19 protein-coding genes are annotated in these 18,626 nt (G+C 69.0%); 10 read left to right on the forward strand and 9 right to left on the reverse strand.

The features are described 5' to 3' along the window. Positions 1 to 3 precede the first annotated feature (3 nt). Both fxlM and ACIBAG_RS07645 read right to left on the reverse strand, forming a co-directional pair. Positions 4 to 1,251: a methyltransferase, FxLD system gene (gene fxlM / locus ACIBAG_RS07640; RefSeq protein ID WP_399102125.1), complete on the reverse strand. Its 1,248-nt coding sequence runs from the start codon at positions 1,249 to 1,251 to the stop codon at positions 4 to 6. Between the two features lie 888 nt (positions 1,252 to 2,139). Then, complete coding sequence (locus ACIBAG_RS07645; protein ID WP_399102127.1) at positions 2,140 to 2,508, reverse strand: hypothetical protein; 369 nt, start codon at positions 2,506 to 2,508, stop codon at positions 2,140 to 2,142. Positions 2,509 to 2,704: 196 nt separating this feature from the next. Here ACIBAG_RS07645 and ACIBAG_RS07650 point away from each other — a divergent pair, with 196 nt between their 5' ends. The 8 genes from ACIBAG_RS07650 (at position 2,705) to ACIBAG_RS07685 (ending at position 8,699) form a co-directional block, all read left to right on the forward strand. Further along, positions 2,705 to 3,124, forward strand: coding sequence for a hypothetical protein (locus ACIBAG_RS07650; RefSeq protein ID WP_399102129.1), 420 nt, complete (start codon positions 2,705 to 2,707; stop codon positions 3,122 to 3,124). Then, positions 3,084 to 3,608 carry a DUF6879 family protein gene (locus ACIBAG_RS07655; RefSeq protein ID WP_399102131.1) on the forward strand — a complete coding sequence of 175 codons (525 nt, stop codon included), beginning with the start codon at positions 3,084 to 3,086 and terminating at the stop codon, positions 3,606 to 3,608. Before ACIBAG_RS07650 ends, ACIBAG_RS07655 begins: the two co-directional genes overlap by 41 nt. Positions 3,609 to 3,615: 7 nt before the next feature. Further along, complete coding sequence (locus ACIBAG_RS07660) at positions 3,616 to 4,470, forward strand: helix-turn-helix transcriptional regulator (RefSeq protein ID WP_210534374.1); 855 nt, start codon at positions 3,616 to 3,618, stop codon at positions 4,468 to 4,470. Between the two features lie 20 nt (positions 4,471 to 4,490). After that, positions 4,491 to 4,664, forward strand: coding sequence for a DUF397 domain-containing protein (locus tag ACIBAG_RS07665; RefSeq protein ID WP_399103253.1), 174 nt, complete (start codon positions 4,491 to 4,493; stop codon positions 4,662 to 4,664). 145 nt (positions 4,665 to 4,809) lie between these two features. Beyond that, positions 4,810 to 6,090, forward strand: coding sequence for an IS701 family transposase (locus tag ACIBAG_RS07670; protein WP_399102135.1), 1,281 nt, complete (start codon positions 4,810 to 4,812; stop codon positions 6,088 to 6,090). Between the two features lie 591 nt (positions 6,091 to 6,681). Next, the gene (locus ACIBAG_RS07675; RefSeq protein ID WP_399102136.1) at positions 6,682 to 7,368 is read left to right on the forward strand and encodes a DUF317 domain-containing protein; all 687 of its coding nucleotides are present in this window, start codon (positions 6,682 to 6,684) and stop codon (positions 7,366 to 7,368) included. Positions 7,369 to 7,482: 114 nt separating this feature from the next. Beyond that, positions 7,483 to 7,923 carry a hypothetical protein gene (locus ACIBAG_RS07680; RefSeq protein ID WP_399102139.1) on the forward strand — a complete coding sequence of 147 codons (441 nt, stop codon included), beginning with the start codon at positions 7,483 to 7,485 and terminating at the stop codon, positions 7,921 to 7,923. 107 nt (positions 7,924 to 8,030) lie between these two features. Continuing rightward, positions 8,031 to 8,699 carry a hypothetical protein gene (locus ACIBAG_RS07685; RefSeq protein WP_399102141.1) on the forward strand — a complete coding sequence of 223 codons (669 nt, stop codon included), beginning with the start codon at positions 8,031 to 8,033 and terminating at the stop codon, positions 8,697 to 8,699. Between the two features lie 68 nt (positions 8,700 to 8,767). On the opposite strand, the gene ACIBAG_RS07690 is transcribed toward ACIBAG_RS07685, so the two are convergent. The 6 genes from ACIBAG_RS07690 to ACIBAG_RS07715 all read right to left on the reverse strand — a co-directional run bounded on the left by ACIBAG_RS07690 (position 8,768) and on the right by ACIBAG_RS07715 (position 14,491). Then, positions 8,768 to 10,477 carry a relaxase/mobilization nuclease domain-containing protein gene (locus ACIBAG_RS07690; protein ID WP_399102143.1) on the reverse strand — a complete coding sequence of 570 codons (1,710 nt, stop codon included), beginning with the start codon at positions 10,475 to 10,477 and terminating at the stop codon, positions 8,768 to 8,770. Beyond that, a complete protein-coding gene (locus ACIBAG_RS07695; RefSeq protein ID WP_399102145.1) occupies positions 10,474 to 10,815 on the reverse strand; it encodes a plasmid mobilization relaxosome protein MobC in 342 nt (113 codons plus the stop codon). The genes ACIBAG_RS07690 and ACIBAG_RS07695 overlap by 4 nt, the downstream gene beginning before the upstream one ends. Positions 10,816 to 11,335: 520 nt before the next feature. Next, entirely contained in the window at positions 11,336 to 12,166 is an 831-nt protein-coding gene (locus ACIBAG_RS07700; RefSeq protein ID WP_399102147.1) for a DUF2637 domain-containing protein, read from the reverse strand. A 68-nt stretch (positions 12,167 to 12,234) separates the two neighbouring features. Continuing rightward, positions 12,235 to 12,792 carry a hypothetical protein gene (locus tag ACIBAG_RS07705; protein WP_399102149.1) on the reverse strand — a complete coding sequence of 186 codons (558 nt, stop codon included), beginning with the start codon at positions 12,790 to 12,792 and terminating at the stop codon, positions 12,235 to 12,237. 86 nt (positions 12,793 to 12,878) lie between these two features. After that, positions 12,879 to 13,574: an ATP-binding protein gene (locus tag ACIBAG_RS07710; protein ID WP_399103256.1), complete on the reverse strand. Its 696-nt coding sequence runs from the start codon at positions 13,572 to 13,574 to the stop codon at positions 12,879 to 12,881. Continuing rightward, positions 13,571 to 14,491 (reverse strand): hypothetical protein, encoded by a 921-nt coding sequence (locus ACIBAG_RS07715; RefSeq protein WP_399102152.1) that lies wholly within the window; start codon positions 14,489 to 14,491, stop codon positions 13,571 to 13,573. Before ACIBAG_RS07715 ends, ACIBAG_RS07710 begins: the two co-directional genes overlap by 4 nt. Positions 14,492 to 15,029: 538 nt before the next feature. Between ACIBAG_RS07715 and ACIBAG_RS07720 the strand changes: the two genes are divergently transcribed. Both ACIBAG_RS07720 and ACIBAG_RS07725 read left to right on the forward strand, forming a co-directional pair. After that, the gene (locus tag ACIBAG_RS07720) at positions 15,030 to 15,230 is read left to right on the forward strand and encodes a helix-turn-helix transcriptional regulator (protein ID WP_399102154.1); all 201 of its coding nucleotides are present in this window, start codon (positions 15,030 to 15,032) and stop codon (positions 15,228 to 15,230) included. Next, the gene (locus ACIBAG_RS07725; RefSeq protein ID WP_399102156.1) at positions 15,227 to 16,663 is read left to right on the forward strand and encodes a tyrosine-type recombinase/integrase; all 1,437 of its coding nucleotides are present in this window, start codon (positions 15,227 to 15,229) and stop codon (positions 16,661 to 16,663) included. The genes ACIBAG_RS07720 and ACIBAG_RS07725 overlap by 4 nt, the downstream gene beginning before the upstream one ends. A gap of 45 nt (positions 16,664 to 16,708) precedes the next feature. Here ACIBAG_RS07725 and ACIBAG_RS07730 read toward each other — a convergent pair whose 3' ends face one another. Continuing rightward, positions 16,709 to 18,619, reverse strand: coding sequence for a TerD family protein (locus ACIBAG_RS07730; RefSeq protein ID WP_399102158.1), 1,911 nt, complete (start codon positions 18,617 to 18,619; stop codon positions 16,709 to 16,711). Between the last annotated feature and the right edge of the window lie 7 nt (positions 18,620 to 18,626).

Consider the following 18,626-nt stretch of genomic DNA (forward strand, 5'->3'; position numbering starts at 1 on the left):
GCGTCACGGCCAGGAGATGGTGATCCGCGTGTGCAGCCGGTCGATGACGCGGCCTGCGGGGAGTTGGTCGTCCGGGGTTCCGGCCGGGTGGACCTCGATGTGCGCACGGTGACCGCGATGGGCGCGGTCCCAGGTCTGGACCTCCTCGACCAGGCGCTCGGCGACGGCCTTGCCCTGCGGCCCGTGGCCGACCGCGCCCAGCTCGAACCGGTCGGGGTCGTCGGTGGCGCGGACGGTGCGGTAGGCGAAGCTGTCGCCATCCACGAGGGTCGGCACGCCGAGCGGCGAGGCGGAAGCGACCAGGCCGCGTTGCCGGGCGGCGGGCTTCGCCGCCATCAAGGGGAGGTTGTCCAGGGCGGTCGTCAGCCACAGGTCCAGATGCTCGTTGGACTCATCGCCTGCGAGCGTCACGCCGGACCACGCCTCGGCGCCCGTGGTGCGCAGCGCGGCACGCAGGGCCTGGGTGTCGGGTTCGGGGTGGCCGTCCAGGCGCAGGGCGATCTCCTCGCCGTCCGTGTCGTGGATGACAGCCAGGCGCACCCGGTTCTCGCCGGCGCCCTGCATCGGCACGAAACCGCACAGCTCGAACCCGTCGCTGACCAGACGCTCGCCGTCGCGGACGAAGGCGATGGTGCGCGTCATGCCGCGCATCCGCAGCGGGACGACGAGCCGACCGCCTTCCTTGAGTTGGTGGATCCAGGTCGGCGGGATGTCGGCTGCTTGCACGGTGACGAGGATGCGGTCGTACGGCGCATGGCCGGGCGCGCCGTGCTCTCCGTCGGCGGTGATCACGGTGACGTTCCGGTGACCGGTCGCCTTGACAAAGTCCTTCGCACGCTGCGTGACATCGCGGTCGATGTCCATCGTGATGACGCGGCCGTGCTCCCCCACCAGCTCGGCGAGATAGGCCGCGTTCACGCCGCCGGAGCCGATCTCCAGGACGCTCATCCCCGGCTGGATATCGGCCTGCTCGATCTGCATCGCCTGGATGCGCGGAGCGGACACCGAGCTGATGTCCACGCCTGTGGCGTCCGTCTTCGTCACAGCGGCGTACTCGGCGTCGTAGGTCCTGGCCATGTCCACCTCGGGAGTGGCCAGGTGCCGGGGGACCGAGCGGAACGCGGCCACCAAGCGGGGGCTGCGTGCGGCGCCCAGTTCGATCAGCCGCTGCACCATCGCGTCGCGCAGTTGCTGGTCGGGCACAGGGGCACTGTCGTGGTTCCGGGTCGTCATGTCGGGGACGTCATCCACGAGCGTTCTCCTTCTCGGCGGCGTGCGCCGATGGGTTGGGGGACGGGCCGTACAGAGGGGCGGAGGCGAGTCAGGCGACCCGCGCCGGAGTAGTTCGTTGCGGCTGGCCCGCTCCCGCTGTGACCTGTCGTTTTGAGGCCAGGGAGAGCCTTCAGTTCGAACAGCGGGAGCGGGGTTTGAAGGCTCGCCCAGAGCGCGGCCGACTTCCTACGCGATGTGGGCGGGCGGTCTGTGGAGTGGCGCGCTGGTGGGCCACTGGCCGTCGGGGTAAGTCTGCGCGAGCGAGGAGCTGGGGGCGCGCTGCCTGCGGATGGCTCGCTCGCTCATCGTCCAGTGGAGCTGTTCGAGCCTGAAGACGCACCGCTGGCACGCGAAGAGGGGAAAGGCCCTGTCTGCCACAGTGATGTCGCCGATCTCTGCTACCGGAACGCCGGTTTGTTCGCACCTGAAGCAGCTTCCGTTCTGCCAGTCGAAACGGCCCCACAACTCACCCGGCCTCAAACCCATGTCCGACCGCCTCCCGGGAGATGCGGCCTCGGGTGGCCGCCGACGAGGGGCAGAAAGGTGACGGGACGTGCGTGCCACACGAAGGAGTGCGGTTCTGCTGCGAGTGGCAGCGTGAAGTCTGCTCCCTGCTTCAGGGCGGAGGCGGCGTCACGCCATCCCTGGTCACGTAGGTCCACGAGCGGGTCGATGAACGCCGGTTCGACGGCCGAGGCGATGATGCGGATCTGGATTCGGGCCCATCGGACAGCCGAGGCAGGGGTCGGCCGCGCGGTCGAGCTGATGCGCCGGCCGTCGGCGTGACGCCACTCGCACCAGAAGCCTGGTTCGGGACCGAAGGCGGCACGCGCATGCGCGGGCGAGCGGTGAAGCAGCATGGGGTGGTTAGGGCGCATGGCCGTCTTCCTCCGCGTACACCCACAGCAGACGGCGGGTCAGGCTGGCCAGGTCCCGCATGAAGAAGAAGGCGCTGAAGGCCGGGGTCTCCTTCGTGGGCCGCTCGGACAGCTTCAGCAGCCTGTATGCCTGTCTGCACAGGTCCCTGACGGCGGGGTCCTCGTCGGCGCCCAGCTCCTGGCCGAGAAGCAGGCCCAGCTGCTCAATGATGGCCGCCGTCCTGGCGTTGATGTCCTCGCGGGTGGAGGTGCTCAGCTCCATCTTCAGTGCGGCGTCGGTGCTGTCCCCGATCAGCTCCGTGTCGATGGACAGGCAGTCGACGGCTGGAGCCTTGCGTTCGTCGGGCACGGTGGCCATCACGCATCTCCCCTCCGTACCGCAACCAGGGCGGCTGCCTCGGTTGCTCGGTTCGCAGACGAACGTAGAGCGGCCGTCACCCAAGTCCCAAGGAGATTGCGCGAGTTTGCAGCAAGCCGATTGACGGGCTCGAACGCCTCCTCGACCATCATCGTGTCGCGCAAACCCGAGCAAGGCAGCAGACAGGAGAACGACCATGAAGCTACGGTTCCTTGGTAAGAACTCCACGGTCGGCGACTGCCCGACCCTGTACGCCACAGACCGGGACACCTACCTCGTCCAGGGCTGGAAGATCTTCGCGAACGACCTGTTGATGCAACTCGACATCTCCGAGGGGGAGACGGCGGTGGAGGTGCCCACGGAGCTGTTCGAGCACCTCACGAAAGACGGCCTGCCGGCGGGGGAGATCAGGCGTCTCGAAGACCCGATCATGATCCTGACGCCGGGGGGTACGTTCGTCGTTCAGGGCCGCGAGGTGACCAACCCCGAGGCTCTGGCCCAGATGGAGATTCCGGACTACGAGACCGTGGTCGAGGTCCCCAAGGCCGCGATCACCGCCCTACTGGAGGAACCGCGTGGAGCTGATCTCCAGCGCCGAGCGCAACCAGCTCTTTGAGAGCTTCGCGCAGGACGCATTCCATCTGGAGCTGCGGGACGACTACTCCGTCCCCGACGAGGACAGCCCGTTCACGAGCTGGCTGCGCGGTGGGACCGTCGACTACTCCTACATGGAACCGTGGGCGCAGCTCATTCGACGCGTCACCGGGGAAGGGAAGACCGTCCGGCGCGTCCGCGTCGTCACCGAGCCGCACACTCCCTACATCCAGTGGGAGTACGCCACCACCGCCCTCAACGAGGAGGCCGGCGAGGAGATTCGCTGGCTACCCCGACACCGCTTGCCGGAGGGCATCGCCTTCCCTGTGGGAGGCAACGACTGGTGGCTGTATGACGACCGCCTTCTCGCCGTAGGCCACTTCGACTCCGACGGCAGAGTGCTCGGGTCGGAGATCGTCGAGGCCCCGGACACCGTGGCCGAGTGCGTGCGCCTGCGGGACTTGCTGTGGTCCGCCGCCGTCCCCCACCCCGAGTACAAGCCCTGACCGACCCGTGACGACGCAAGTAGAAGAGGCACTGCAAGCGCTCGGTGCCCGGCTGCGCGGCTTCCGCAAGGACGCCGGCTTCACCAGCGGCCGGGCATTCGCGCGTGCCACTTCGTGGCAGGAGTCGAAGGTCTCCCGCATCGAGAACGGCAAGCAGCGCCCCAGCGAGGACGACATCCGCGTCTGGTGCGAGATGACCGGCCAGGGTGACCAGCTGGGGGACCTGGTCGCGATCGTCCGTCATGTCGACGAGCTGTGGCTTGAGTGGCGCCGACAACTCCAGACCGGCGTCGAGAAGCGGCAGCGCCAAGCCATTCCGGTGTATGCCAGAACCAAGGTCTTCCGCATCTGGCACCCCACGGTCGTCTGGGGAACTCTCCAGACCTCCGAGTACGCCGCCGAGGTCTTCCAGCAGGGCGTCAGCTACTACGAGATTCCCAACGACGCCGAAGCGGCCGTGGCGAAGCGCCTGGAGCGGCAGCAGTACCTGTACCAAGGGGATCGCATATTCAACGTCTTGCTCGGCGAACAGGCCCTGTACACCAACTTCGGCGGCCCGGAAGTGATGAGAGGGCAGCTTGACCGCCTCCTGGCCGTGATGAGGCTCCCTCGCCTCAGCCTGGGCATTGTTCCCAGGTCGGCGCCAACCTCCATATGGCCGGGCAACGCGTTCTCGATGTTCGATGACCGGCTCGTCCTCGTCGAGACCTACTCAGCGGAGCTCTCCGTCACGCAGCCCCGAGAAATCGAGCTGTACACCAAGGCGTTCGCCCTCTTGAAACAGTCAGCAGTCTACGGCACCGCCGTCCGAGACCTCATCTCCACAGCGATCCAGCACTTCGATCAGATGCCGAGCGACTAGGAGAGCGCACCATGCAGCCCATGACCCCGAACTGGCGAACCAGCTCCTACACAGAGACACAGAACTGCGTCGAAGTGGCCGACAACGACCCTGAGCACGTACTGGTTCGGGACACGAAGGCGCGCGGTCGGGGAGTGCTGGCCGTCCAGCGAAGCAGCTGGGCGGCATTCGTTGAGTACGCCACGAAGGCGTAGCGCCGGATCGGGTGGGGGCCGTTCACAGCTTCTCAGGACGGAGCCCCATCCAACTTTGGGGCGTTGTCTGTCCCTTTTTAGTACGGCCTCTATTAGGACTCCGTTAGGTCTTCCTGCCGGGCCTGTTTGGGAGCATGTTGGGTGTGTGGACGCACATGAAGTGAACCGTGTCCGGGCGGCGTTGGCGTTCTTCGTCGCTGATGTGTTCGCGTCGGTGCCGCGGAGGGACCAGCGGGCCAAGGGTGACTGCTATCTGCGGGGACTGATGGTGGACGGCCGCCGCAAGTCCATCCAGGCGATGGCCTCGCGGCTGCCGGACGGCAACGAGCAGAACCTGCAGCAGTTCGTGAACCAGTCGACCTGGGATCCCATGCCGGTGCAGCGGCGGATCGCCGAGCGGATGCTGCCGCTCATCCGCCCGGTGGCCTGGGTGATCGACGATGTGTCCGTGCCCAAGGACGGGAGGATGTCGGTCGCGGTGGCGCCGCAGTACTGCGGCGCCTTGGGCAAGCGGGCCAACTGCCAGGTCGCGGTCAGTGTCCACGCCGCGACCGACACCGCCTCCTGCCCGCTGCAGTGGCGCCTGTTCCTGCCCCGGGAATGGGCCTCGGACGCCGGCCGCCGGACCGTCACCCGCATCCCACCCGAGGTCACACACCGCGAGAAGTGGCGCCTGGCCCTGGACATGCTCGACACGCTCGCCACCTGGGGCATGAGGCCGCCGGCCGTGGTGGCCGATGCGGCCTACGGCACCAACGCCCACCTGCGGACCGCGCTGTCCGAGCGAGGACTGGCCTACGTCCTGGCCGTCCGCTCGGATGTGAGCGCCCACCCCTTCGACGCGAAACCCGTGGCCCCGGCCCGCAACGGGCCCATCGGCTGCTGGCCCCAGCCGCGCTACCGGCAGGCCGCGCCGTCAATGGCAGCCCTGGCCGCCGACCTCGGACAGGAAGCATTCACCCCTCTTACCTGGCGCAACGGCTCGCGAGGAGAGTTACGCTCCCGCTTCGCCGCGGTGCGTGTCCGCCCGGCCGGCAAGGCCGTCGAGCGTCCGATCAAAGCCGCCGCCTCGGCCGAACAGGGCTGGTGGGACGGGGTCCTGCCGGACTGCTGGCTGCTGATCGAATGGCCCGCCGACGCCGACGCACCGACCGACTACTGGCTGTCCAACCTGCCTGCCGACACACCCGTTGCCGACCTGGTCCGTCTGGCCAAGGTCCGCTGGCGCATCGAGCGCGACTACCGCGAACTCAAACACGGCCTGGGCCTGGACCACTTCGAAGGCCGGTCCTGGCCCGGCTGGCACCACCACGTCACCCTCGTGACCGCAGCCCACGCCTTCCTCACCGAACAGCGCCTGGCCCCAAAAGTGCCCGGACCTGTCTCACCCTCTACCAAGTCCTCGACGCCCTCCAGGACGCCTTGAGGTGCTGGACCGGCATCTGCACCACCTGCCACCAAACCCTGCCCGTCAGGACACACACGACACCAAGATCGAGACAGACCTAACGGAGTCCTACTATATGTTCCGTCACGGGACAGCGTTGTTGTTCCGAATCGGAACGAGCCTCGATGAGATGACGGCGGACAGTTGTCCGTTGACAGTGATTCCTAATGCTGCCTGTCAAGCCGCGAGAGCACTGGGCGGGGTGAGCTCGTAGCACCGCCCGTCGCGTAGGAGTGCCCAGAGGACGTTGACCACCACGACTACTTGGTCACATACGACAGCATCCGCCACTACATCCGATACACACGACCCCGGACAGCGTCAGCACGAGCAGAATCGTTGACATCCAACTTAGTCGGCCCAGGTCAGCGGGCTGCACACGACTAACTTCGATGTCAAAGGACAAAGTTCGCCGGGGGCAGACAGGAAAGGTCGCGAAAGGACTGGTGCGCTGGGGCAGAGCATGTCAACGTACAACGCTCTGCTGGAAAACCCACTCCCGAGCCCCCGGAGGCGCCCCTGCACCCGCACCATTCCAGCGACCACCTCCGCCCCGACTCTCCGGACCCGATGTACTGGGTCACCCCGCGGCACCTGGCCGGTGACGATGGCGTACTCGCCGAGCGGATCGGCGACACCTTGGCCGACCTCGGCTGGCGCATGTGGCCCACCGCCCGCAACACTCTGCTCCATGTGAGCCCGGACGGACTGCGGGGAGCCGAGTGGATCCTCGCCAGCCACCCGTTCCAACTGGGTGGCCTGCCTGTTGCCTGGCAGCTGAGCGCACGCTCGCACGCGGCCTCCGCGATGGCGGAGTGGAACGCGTACTTCACCGCCGGCGTTCCGCACGAGGCGCTCTCCGACCTCCTCATCGCGCTCGATGCACGCGAGGCCCCGGACACGGGTTTTGAACGGCCCGAGACGGTCCTCGACGCGCCTATCGCCCGGGGCTGGATCCGGGACGTGGACCGCCCCCACACCGCCGCCATGGACCCCGGGCTCTCTGCCTGCATCTCTCTGGGGATGCTGCCGCCGCTCATCGAGGACGCCGATCCACGCCCTGACCTGATGGGCTGGCAGGCGTGGGCTGAACCCGTTGTCGGTGCCCCGAATCTGTGGTGTGCGAGCTTCAGCGCCGGCGTCCCGCATGACCTGGTCGCTGCTTTCGCCGCCTCGCTCGCCTCACCGGTCCCGGTGCCCCGCCTCACCTTGCCCGAGAGTGCGCAGGGCCGCCTCACCGTGGTCCGGCGGGGCTGAGCATCTCGCTGTCCGAAGGGGCCTGTGGCGGTGCTCGTCGCCGATTTCCATGAGTTGCATGTCACAGGTGTGAGGCCGGTCCCGTGCCTGCTGTACGACAGAGAGGAAGAGTCCTTGTTCTTTCGACGCGCTCGCGCGGACCGTGCGTTCCGTGAGGCCCAGCGTGCGGGCTACGAACTGCTGCAGATGCATGCTGAGTGGCCCTTGCCGGATCCCGCCTCCGGCGCGGAGACACTGGCAGCGCCACAGACTCCGCCGTCCGACTTCCTGCCGCCGGGCCTACGGGTTCCCTCGCGTCAGGACGTGGCCGGGCTGATGATGCGCTGGCTGCAGCCGCTCGTCGTCGATGGCGAGGTCCGCACGTGCCCCGAGTGCGGCGCCTACCGGGACTGGATCGTCCTGTGCCTGCGCGACGACTCGGTCTGGCTGCGCTGCCGGGCCGGCCACACGACGAAGGAGCCCGGCTTGGACGCGGCCTGGTACAACCGCCACTCCGGTCCGGCCGACCGGTTCCACCCCACCCTCGAAGAGGGCCTGCGCCACCTCGGCCACTGAATTCCCGAACCCCCTACACCCCCTTGTCCTGCCGGCGCCCGAAAGGCCGGCCTGGTCAACCCGTCGGTTTCGCACGCCACTTAGGGGTTCACTTGCGTCTTCACACCATGACCGTCCTCAGCCTGAGCGCCCTCGCGGTCCTGGCCCTGGCGGCCTGCTCGACCGGCAGCACCTCCTTCTTCCCGGCGCCCTCCGCGACCGCGCCGTCCGAGAACGCCTCGGCGTCGGCGCCGTTGTCCTCGGCCGCACTGGCCAAGCTGCTCCTGGACGGGAGTGACCTGGACGAGGGCTACACCCGCCTGCCGCAGCGACCGGCAGCGCACGACGCCGTGACTGTGATCGGCTGCCCGGCGCTGGAGAAGCTTGGCGCGGAGGCGGCGACCGGTGCCAGCCTCGGCTTCTCGCGCAAGGCGAAGGTGTCTTTCACCTATTCCGCCGGCGCCGACTCAGAGGTGTCGGAGGAGTTGTACAGCGACACCACTGCGAAGCTCTCCAAGAGCATCGGGGAGATCTTCGATGCGATGGTCTCTTGTCCCGCGTACCAGGTGGTGTCGGGCAGCACGGTCATCGACATGGGCACTGACAAGGCGACGGCTCCTGATCTGGGGGACGAGCAGTGGAGTCAGCTGCTCACCTACTCGGTTGGCGGGCAGCGCAGCGTCGTCAAGCAGACGGCGGTCCGCACCGGCAACGTCCTGGTGGTCGTCTCCGGTTCGCCGGGGCTCGTGGATGCCAACTTGGAGAAGGCGCTGGCCAAGGTTCAGGCCGCCGACTGACCACCCGCTCCTACTGCAGTGCCCCTCTGCCTTGGTCTTGGCAGAGGGGCACCGTTGTATGTGCTGATTCACCGTGACTTGCCGAGTCGGTCGTCCCGGCTGGGCGAGGGCTGGGCGGTACTACCTCTGCCCCTGGCGGTGGTTGTGGTGGGTTCGGGCATCGCGGTCGCGTCGGCGGGCAGGCCGGCCATGCGCCGCAGCCGCCACACCAGCACGTCGCTGACGGAGTCCGCGGTGTGCAGCTCTCGCCGTCCACCTGCCTCTGCCAGGAGCGCGGTCGGGTCGTGTCCGGCGGCCTCGGCGTCGGCGAGCGTGGCGGCCAAGGCATACCAGCCCGGCTCGGCCAGGACCTGTTCTGCTAGTTCCGGCATCGCCTGACGCAGATGGGCGGCCTGCTTCTGGCGCAGGGGCTGGGACAGGCGCCGGCCACGCTGGTACAGCATGGTCAGCGGGACGTCGGCGGCGGCCTGGTAGGCGGCGCGCAGGTGGTCGGCGGCCTGGCGGGCTGCGGCCGCCTGCTGGGCGTGGTTCTTCTTGGCGTGCCAGTGGGCGGCGGCGGTGACGAGGAAGAACAGCATGTCGATCACCATCGCGGTCGTCGCGCCGTCCTCTCCGCGGCCTAGCGCGGGTCCGCTGTAGACCAGGTCGCGGGCGGCCTGGCGCAGGGCACGGTCGTGCCCGCGTACGGCCTTGATGTGGGATCGTGTGGCCCGCTCGAACACGAAGGCGGCCTCACGGAGTTGGGCGCGGGTGCGGGCGGCTGAGGTCTTGGCGAGCGCGTCCAGGACCTCTCCGGCGGCGGCGATGTGCGCAGCCACCTGAGCGTCCTCACCGTGTTCGATGATCAGCATGGCCTGCCATACGGCTCCGGCCGCCCGCCGCCGCGCTGTTGCCGGACCGCTCGGCGCATGGCCCGCCGCCTGGACGGAGGCCGTGTCGGTGTCATCGGCCCAGCGCTTGCGGATGCGAGGCAGGGACAGGTCGGGGGCGAGGGTGGAGCCCGCGTAGAAGACCGGCTCCTTGTTCCCGTTGCGGTTGTCCGGGAGGGCGACCTTGTAGCCGAGCAGGTCGCCGGAGGGTGCGACGCGTTTGCGGATCAGCAGGCCGGCGGAGGCCAGCCGGTCGAAGAACTCCTCCTCGCTCGTGGCGCCGGCGACCGCGCGGCGAACGGTCTCCCGGAGCTCCTCGCGTGCCGGTTGCTCCCTGCCTTCGCGTTCGGCCTTGTGGCGCTCGGCGCTGGTGGGTGGCTTGGCGGCGGTGCCGTCCCCGGACGCGACGCGGCGCAACCCATAGTCGGCCTCGATACGGCGGCACTCGGCTTGCGCGCGACGGGCTTCGTTGTGCAGGCGCGGTCGGCGGCCGTCGTCACGGACCAGTGTGGCGATGATGTGGATGTGGTCGTCGGCGTGGCGGACGGCGGCCCACCGGCAGGCTTGCTCGTCGCCGTCGGGGGCGATGCCGGTGATGGCGACCATGCGGCGGGCGATGGCCGCCCAGTCCTCGTCGGACAAGGGCGGATCCTCCGGGGCGGCGCGCACGGACAAATGCCACACGTGCTTCTCGGGGCGCTTGCTGGCGGGCAGGGCGGTGACGGGCTGGTCGAGCAGGCGCTGCAGCTGCTCGTACGTGGCCTTCGGGTCGCGGCCGGGGTCGGGGGTGAGCGGGTCGAAGGCCGCGACCAGGTGCGGGTCGATGTGTTCCTCTTTGGTGCCGGGGCCGTAGAGGTAGCGGATCAGCCCGATCGTCTTGCTGCCGCGTTTGTGGATGCGGGGGATCACTCCGGGGCGCCGCCGTCGCGGTGGGCGAGCAGGGCATCGGCGGCATCCTCCATGCGGCTGGCCGCGCGGCGGACGGCCTCGGTCGCAGCGCCGAGCTGGGGTGCGTCGGCGCCGGAGTTGAGGGCCTTGGCGACCTGGTTGAACAGGCCGTGGATGCGGCCCAGGTGGCGGCGGGCGGCGAACAGCTCGTCGATGACAGTCCGTTCGGTGGCGATCTCGGCGGCGGTACGGGTCAGGTCGCGGGCTGTCTTGTCGACGGCGTAGGCGAGGAACGCGGCGTTGGACATGTCGCAGTAGGCGGCGGCATCAGTGAATCGCTTGAACTCGGTGTCGTTCATACGGCAGCTGGGCTGCTTCAGGCGCTTGCGCTCTCGCGGCAGACGCGCGCGCTGACGTCTCTTCGAGAGGGACTCGGCCTGCCCTTTCCCTCCCGGCTGCGATCCGCCCTCGGTCGCAGCCTGACTGTCCGGTGCCCCCTGGCACCGGGCAGTTCCCGCCACCCCTGGGGCGGGACCGTCGGGAGCATTGCTCCCGGTACAACTTGCTCCGCCTGAGGCAGGGTTACTCGTCAGTGCATTCTCGGGGGTCGTGGGGTCTTCGCGGTGCTGGTCAGGCATGAAGTGTGTCTCCAGGGAGTGTGCGGATAGTGGGCGTGTGTGGTTGTGGAGCCGGGTAGAAGTGCTGTTCGTCGCCCTGGTCGAGGGCCGTGAGGAAGAGCCGCGGCGTAGTTGGCCGAGCTGTTGGTGCAATCGAGTTGAAGAGCCGCCGAGTGGTGTGAGTAGAGGTGGCGAAGTGCGAGTGGCGGCGCCCGGCGTTGGCGGTGGTCTTCCGCCAAGGCCGGGTATTCCGCCGTGGCGGTTATGCGGCAGCGCCGGTGTTGGCGATGGAGGAGAGTTCCGCCGTGGCAGCGTTGGCGATCTCCTTGGCGCGGTCCTTTTGGATCGTGTAGCCCTGGGCCCTGATCGCGGCCTCCAGAGTGGTGCGGGGCACTGTGCCGTGTTCGGCTCCGATGGCGCGGGCCGTTGACCAAAGCACCGTGTCGGGAGCGGTGGTCTTGCGCTCGCCCTTCTTCCGATTCGCCTTCGCCGGTGGCGACTTGGTGATCGTGGCGTCTGCTTCGGGCTTGGGGTCGGCCTTGGTGGAAGGAGCGGTGGCGACGTCGTCCGCTTGCTCCTGGCGGATCGGACGGTCGTCCCCTGGCGTGGCGGATGTGGCGGGCGGCGTAGCCGGGGACGTTTCCGCCATGGCGCCGCCAGAGGCGAGGTGGCGGTTCATCACGAGGTAGAGGTGGACGGCGCCGGCGAGGGCGAGCGGGGCTATGGCGGACAGAGCGCCCGCGGTGGCGTTGTTGAGGCGGAGGCGGGTTCCCTCGTTGAGGCCGACGGCGTGTACGACGTTGGCGGCGATGCTGGTGCCGGTGGCCACGCCGACGAGCATCCACACGTAGCAGCGGGAGCGTCGCGGGGCGGTGCGGAGGATGAGCAGGGCGACGATGCCGATGGCGATGAAGCCGTCGATCACGAGCGGGAAGAGGTAGGTGAGCAGGCCGCGTACGTGGCCTGCGACGGCCATCTGGCGCAGGGCGTCGTAGGAGAGGGCGAAGGCTACGGCGGCGAGTAGGGCGATGCCGGCGCGGACGGTGCGGGCGCTGTGCGTGGCGGCTGGGGCTTTCGGGGTGGGGGAGGGCAAGCCAGATTTCTCCGAGTTTGGTGCGGTGGGACTTGCGGTGAGGGAGCGAGGGGCGCAGGGGTGGACGCCTACGCGGGCTTGGCGGCGGGGGTGCGATGGCGCGGTTCGGTCCCGATGGCCAGGTGCCACATCGCTGCCGCCATCACGGGGCCGAAGAAGGCGTTCCAGGTGCCGCCGACGAGGCCGTGCTCCGCGTAGGCGGGGATGGTCAGCACGGCGGCGAGCACCCAGACGAGGACGGCGGGGAGACCGGCGGCCTGCCGTGGCCCGTGCAGGTTCTGGCGGGCCATCACCGCGTAGGCGACCATGGCGAGTTCCCCCGTGGCGAAGAAGGCACAGCGCTCGACGGTGTTGTGCATGTCGAGGTAGTCGGCGGCGAATCGCCAACTCGTACTGGCGCTGTAGGCGGTGCAGCCGACAGCAGCGATGGCGGCGAGCCAACCTGCGGCGGTTCCGCGTCGCCGCCCGTTGGCACGCTTTCGGGCGCTCTGCCACAGCAGACATACAGAGGCAAGGGCGACGGGGACGAGCAGCAAGAGGGCTGCCATGGAGGAATTTAGCCAGTGCGCCACGAACGACGTGGAGGTCGCTTCGGCGCTCAGGGGCGTGGTGGTGCGAGGTGTCATGGGGGGCCTCCATGGGCCCGCGTGGTCGAGGCATGCCTGTACGCGGGCGGGTGAAGTGAGAGTGGGAAGGGGAGGCGCGGCTGTCGTCAGACGGCGGGCGCGGTGCGGCGTCGGTCCGGGCCGGTGAGGATGACGCGTTCGGTCATCTCGGCGAGGCGGGAGGCGACGCGGTCGCCGAGCGCGGTGCGTAGCTCGGCGGTGGGGAGGTTGGTGGTGATGAGGGTGGGGAGCATGTGCTCGTACCGGTGGTTGATGAGCCGGTAGGTGAGCTCCTCGGTCCATTCGCTGGTCTTGGCCGCGCCGAGGTCGTCCAGGAGCAGCAGGGGGCAGCGGGCCAGCGTCTGCAGTTCCCGTTCGCCGTCGTGGCCGGCGCGGGGGCGGAGCCGCGCGTGCAGGTCTGCGGAGGTGGTGGCCTCCCAGCGCAGGCGGACGCCCCGTGTGAGGAGGGCGCGTACGGCGCCGTACGCCTGGTGGGTCTTGCCGGTGCCGGTGGGGCCGGCGATCAGCAGCGACGGGCCCTCCGCGATGCCCGGACCTCCGGGGCCAGGGCGTCCTGCTCCGGCGACGTGGTCGGCCCAGGCGGTGATCTGCGGGTGGTCGGCCAGGGCACGGCGGTAGCGGGCGGGGATCCGGGCGTCCGCGAGTTCCAGTGCCGTGACGGGCTCGGGCGGCGGTTCCTCGGCTGTGACGCGGGGGTCGATACCGCGGGTGGCAAGGATCGTGTTGAGCCGGTTGGCGAGCGGACCGACCTGGCGGGGCTCTCGGGTGAGGGTGGCGGTCAGAGGTCACCTCCGTAGGCGGCGTCGATGTCGCTGGGGTTCGTCCACGGCGTGTGGCCGACCGGCACGGGCGCGGCATTCATGGCCTCGTGGACGAGACTCGGCAAGGTGCTGGGATGCAGGCCCTTGGCCCGGTGGCGGTCGAGTCCGGCCCGGATGTGGGCGGGGGCGATGCCCTCGTCGAGCATCTTGCGCACTTCCCGGCCGAGATGGTCCAGGACGCCAGCTGGTGGACGGTGGGCGCACGCAGCGACGTACTCGGCGATCAGCTTCCGGGCCGAGACGGTATCGGGTGCGGGGGCGCTTGCGCCCCCCGAAGGGGTACTTCCTAGGTCCATGATCCTAGGTCCTAGATCCGTACCGTGAGGCTTCACCGACGGTTCCGGGCGTCCTCCGCGGGCCCTCATGGAGGACTCCGTGAATCCGTCCTGACCTGCGGATTCTCTTTCGGTTCCCGGATTCGGTGCGGGCTCGCGCATCTCGCGTGCGGCTTCACGGAGGGCTCCGTGAGGCGGCAGTGCGGGCTCCGTGAAGCCGACCCCCGTGGCGCTTGGCGTGGCTTCGGCGGCTGGGGCGTCGTGGTGCGGACAGGCCGGGAGGCGGCTCTTGCTGGGCCGGTTGATCTTCTGGTGCCGGCTCCAGGTGACGACGTGCAGGTACCGCTTGTCGTCCAGCCCCGTGTAGCGGCAGATCAGCCCGGCGTCAGCGAGCTGGGCGAGGTCCGTCTCGACGTCCGAGGGCCCGTGTTCCGGGCGCAGCACCCACAGTTGTCCCGCGATGATCGCGGCATGGTCGCGGTGGCGGCCCTGGTCGTCGGCCTGGGTGAGCAGGCCGAGGAAGGTGCGCTCGGCGGTCAGGGAGACGGCGGCCAGGGACTCGGAGACGAAGGCTTCGGGCTTGATGGTGCGGATTCGGGCCAAGAGGGGCGGTTCCTCACTCGGTTGCAGGCGGGCGGAGCCCACGGCTCACCGTCGTCGTGGCGGTACGGGCATCAGGGGTGGGGGAGTTGACCGGCCGGCGGCGCGTGGCGCACTGGTGGCCGCTCGCGCTTTCCGGGGGTGCCGTCAACACATAGCCACACCCGGGCCGCGCAAGTCCAGCCCTATCCCGCGACATCTCTCACGGCAGAAGGGGTGCCGAAAAAGAAGGCGGTAGAAGGCGGTCCCAAAATTTTAGGGCACGATCGCCGGTTGACGAAATAGTCGATTGATGTGCCGGTTTTCGGTACTTCCCGCCCCTGGGAAACCGCTTTGCGGCGAACCGCGCGAGCGCAATATAGACGACGATCGCCGGTTAGCGAAACCGGCGATTCTATGGATAGTTGTGGTGCCAATCGAGGTGCTGACCCTGCCCACGGATCCACGCCGCTATCGACTGGCAACTCCACAGTCCGCCTGCCTTTCGCACCAACCCGGCGCAAACGCAGGACAGCCCCGCCCCCTAGCCAAGGAACACCGCTTGACGTCTCCGCCCCGCCGCCCCGCCGACAAACTCACGGTCGACGAGTTCTGTGCCGACCTCCGCATCTCCCGCTCCACCTTCTACGACTGGCGCAAAAAGGGCACAGCCCCGCGCTGCATACGCATCCCCAACGGCGCTTTGCGTATCCGCCGCAGTGACTACGAGAACTGGCTGACCGACTGCGAGGACCACGCTTGAGCAACCGGTCCTACAAGGTCCGCTTCTACGACACGGAGATCTACAGGGGAAAGCGCAAGACCAGCTACACCGTCCGGTGGTCCGTCAACGGAAAGCGCCACGGCCAGAGCTATGCCACGAGCGCGCTCGCCGAATCCTTCCGCGCAACGCTGCGCGTAGCCGCGAACAACGGCGAACCGTTCGAGATGGACACCGGCCTGCCGGTCTCACACGCCACCTCGGCTGCCGAGGTCACCAACTACGAATTCGCCCTCCAGTACGTCGACATGAAGTGGCCGCGCATCTCGGCCAACAACCGCAAGAACACCGCCAAGGCCCTCACCAAGGTCACCCTCGCACTGCTCCGCACCGAACTCCCGGACCGCTTCGACCCGATCGACGTACGCCGGGCCCTGCGCGAGTACGCCTTCAACAAGATCCGACGCGACGAGGCGACGCCCGAAGTCCGCACCATCCTGTCGTGGATAGCCCGCAACTCCCTCCCCATGACGGCCTGGGAGGACACCAAACGCATCGACGCCGTCATACAGGCCCTCGACACACTTCTGGACGGCAGCCCGGCCGCCGCCAGCTCCGTCAAGCGCGAGCATCGGATCCTCAACGTGGCGATGAAGTACGCCGTCCGGCAGAAGATCCTCACCGCCAACCCGCTCCCCAAGGGCAAGGAGGAGGGCGCCGCCCCCAAGGTGGCCGAGGCCGTCGACAAGCGGTCGCTGCTCAATCCGGGTCAGGTCGCCCGCCTCCTTGCCTGGATCGCCGACCGCCCTCGCACCGGCCACCGCCTCCATGCCTTCTTCGCCACCCTCTACTACGCCGGTCTACGGCCGGAGGAGGCCGTAGCCCTTCGCGTCAGCGCCACCACACTGCCCGCCGAAGGCTGGGGCGAGCTGCTCGTCCACACCGCCGAGCCCGAGGTCGGCAGCCAGTGGACCGACGACGGCCGCGTCCACGAGACCCGCGACCTCAAGGGTCGCGCCGAGGGCGACACCCGCCCCGTTCCCGCCCACCCGGCACTCGTCGCTGTCCTCCGCGACCTGATCAAGAGGGACGGCCTCCAGCCGGGCGACCTCTTCTTCCCCGGTGAGAAGGGCGGGCTGCTGGCCGGATCGGTCTTCCGCCGCGCCTGGAACAAGGCCCGCAAGGCGGTCCTGCCGGAGCACGAGTACGAGTCACCTGTGGGCAAGCGCGTCTACGACCTGCGCCACACCTGCCTGACCACCTGGCTCAACCACGGCATCCCACCCGCCCAGGTCGCCGAGTGGGCCGGCAACAGTGTCCCCGTCCTGCTCGCCACCTACGCCCGCTGCATCACGGGCCAGCTCGCCGAGCTCCAGCAGCGCATCGAAGGCCCCCAGCGACTGCCCGCCAGGCCGGCCCCGAGCATGCCGGTGCCCAAGCCCGGATCCACGCCCGCACCGCGTCGCCGAGCCTGACCGAGACCCCGGGGACGCACGTACGTCCGTCTTCGGCACCGTCGTTCAGTCGGCGATGTCGACCCCGTATCCGCGTGCGAGGGCGTCGAGGCCGTGGTGGTAGCCCTGGCCGACGGCGCGTAGGCGCCACACCGGACCTCTGCGGTAGATCTCCGCGAGCAGCATGGTGCGTTCGGTGGTGGCGGCATCCAGGGTGGCCCGGACGAGAGGCGCCCCGCTGCTGCCGGGTGCCGCACCGATCTGGACCGCACCGACCGTCCCGAAGGTCGCGGCGCCGTCAATGGCGGCGGCGATGACGACCTTGCGCGTCGCGGGCGGCAGGGAGGCCAGGTTGAGGGTGATGGTCTGTTCGGCAGGACCGCCGGTCAGCAGCCGCGCAGTTCCAGCCGGGCTCTCCGGGGCCCCGTAGAAGATGAAGTCCTCGTCGAAGGTGACCTGTTCGTCCTCGTCGAGGAGGAAGGCTACGACGTCGATCTCGCAGTCTGACTGCGGGGCCCAGCCGGCGGTGACATACCACTCCGGCGCGGGTCTGCCGTGCGGCATGGGCAGGTCGATGACACCGCCTCTCGGCATCGCATACGGCTCCTGAGTCCGGAGTGCCGCCGCGGCCGGTGCGATGGCGGTCGGTGCGGTGAGCCAGTGGAGGTCGTGCACGGGGAGTTCGAGGGCGGTGATGCGGCTCATGCGCCGGTCACCCCGCCCTCCCTCCAGGAGTACGACGTCGGTGACACTGGCGGACAGGTTGATCGCCGCGGACCCGCCCAGCTCGACGACGCGGGTACGGGCAGCCGCGGCATCGGCATGGACACCACCGAGCACCAGCACGCGACGCCCGGCCAGAGGCTTGTCCAACGTGCCGACGGAGGGCACCGGTCGACGCGGAGCGGGTACGGGCGCACCGGGTGCGGCCGTGGGGAAAGCCGCAGCTTCCGGGACGGGGGCGGCAGAAGTTGTGGTGGGCGCCGACTCCATGGGCCCGACGACGGGTTCTGCTTCCGGCTCGGCCACCGGGGCGACAGCGACGGCCGTCGCATCATGCGCGGTGCCCGGCCGTACGTAGGCCAGCAGCCGCAGGAAATCGTGCTCGTCGATGACCGGCACGCCCTCGGCGAGTGCGCGTCGGGCCTTCGCCGAACCGGACGCCGGTTCATTGGTGACCAGCACGCTGGTGTGCCGGCTGACGGACGTCATCATGTTCAGCCCGGCGGCAACCGCCCGCCCCACCAACTCCGCCCGGGCATGGGCGGTCTCACCGGTGATCGCGACCTTCATCCCCTGCTGGAGAGGCCCGCCGGGAGTCAGCCGTCCCGGATTGCGGTAGGCGCAGGGAGTCTTCGGCGGCTTCGGCGTGAACTGCGATTCCGCCCGGGGCGGGCAGGTCACCAGCGGTAAGGGCAGATCGAGCCGCGCCGCCTCGCGCAGTGACGCCCGCAGGATCCCGGCCAGCACACGGGTGTCGTCCAGCGCATCGTGCGCACGCTGCTGGGGGACGCCGTAATGGGCGGCGAGGGTGCCGAGCTTCATGTCGTCCGTCGGCGGATCCACCTGGCGATTCAGAGCCAGGGTGCACAGCCGCTGCGACACCGGCAGCCACATCCGCGCACGGGCGAACTCGTAGGCCAGGAAGTCGTAGTCGAACTGGGCGTTGTGGGCGACCAGCACCCGGTCCTGAAGCATCGCCCCGATCCGCCCCGCGACCTGGTCGAACGTCGGCGCACCCCGCAGCCGCTCGACGGTCAGCCCGTGCACCTCCACCGGCCCCGGATCGCACCCCGGATTGAGCAGCGTCGAGAACTCCCCGGTCTGCTCGCCGTCCGGACCGATCGTGATCACCGCGACGGACAGCACGCGATCTCGCCGGGCCATGAGACCCGACGTCTCCACATCAACCAAGGCCCAGTCGTGTGCGTAGTCACCCATGTCGGGCACATCGAACGAGGTGGAGACGAGACTCATGACGGCA

It is taken from the genome of Streptomyces sp. NPDC051243, from assembly GCF_044455405.1.
In the GTDB taxonomy this organism is placed as follows: Bacteria; Actinomycetota; Actinomycetes; order Streptomycetales; family Streptomycetaceae; genus Streptomyces.

Coding starts and splice junctions, on each gene's coding strand:
- ACIBAG_RS07645 (WP_399102127.1), bottom strand. CDS start 2,508: ATGGCCACCGTGCCCGACGAACGCAAGGCTCCAGCCGTCGACTGCCTG.
- ACIBAG_RS07650 (WP_399102129.1), top strand. CDS start 2,705: ATGAAGCTACGGTTCCTTGGTAAGAACTCCACGGTCGGCGACTGCCCG.
- ACIBAG_RS07665 (WP_399103253.1), top strand. CDS start 4,491: ATGACCCCGAACTGGCGAACCAGCTCCTACACAGAGACACAGAACTGC.
- ACIBAG_RS07675 (WP_399102136.1), top strand. CDS start 6,682: ATGTACTGGGTCACCCCGCGGCACCTGGCCGGTGACGATGGCGTACTC.
- ACIBAG_RS07685 (WP_399102141.1), top strand. CDS start 8,031: ATGACCGTCCTCAGCCTGAGCGCCCTCGCGGTCCTGGCCCTGGCGGCC.
- ACIBAG_RS07695 (WP_399102145.1), bottom strand. CDS start 10,815: ATGAACGACACCGAGTTCAAGCGATTCACTGATGCCGCCGCCTACTGC.
- ACIBAG_RS07705 (WP_399102149.1), bottom strand. CDS start 12,792: ATGACACCTCGCACCACCACGCCCCTGAGCGCCGAAGCGACCTCCACG.
- ACIBAG_RS07730 (WP_399102158.1), bottom strand. CDS start 18,619: ATGAGTCTCGTCTCCACCTCGTTCGATGTGCCCGACATGGGTGACTAC.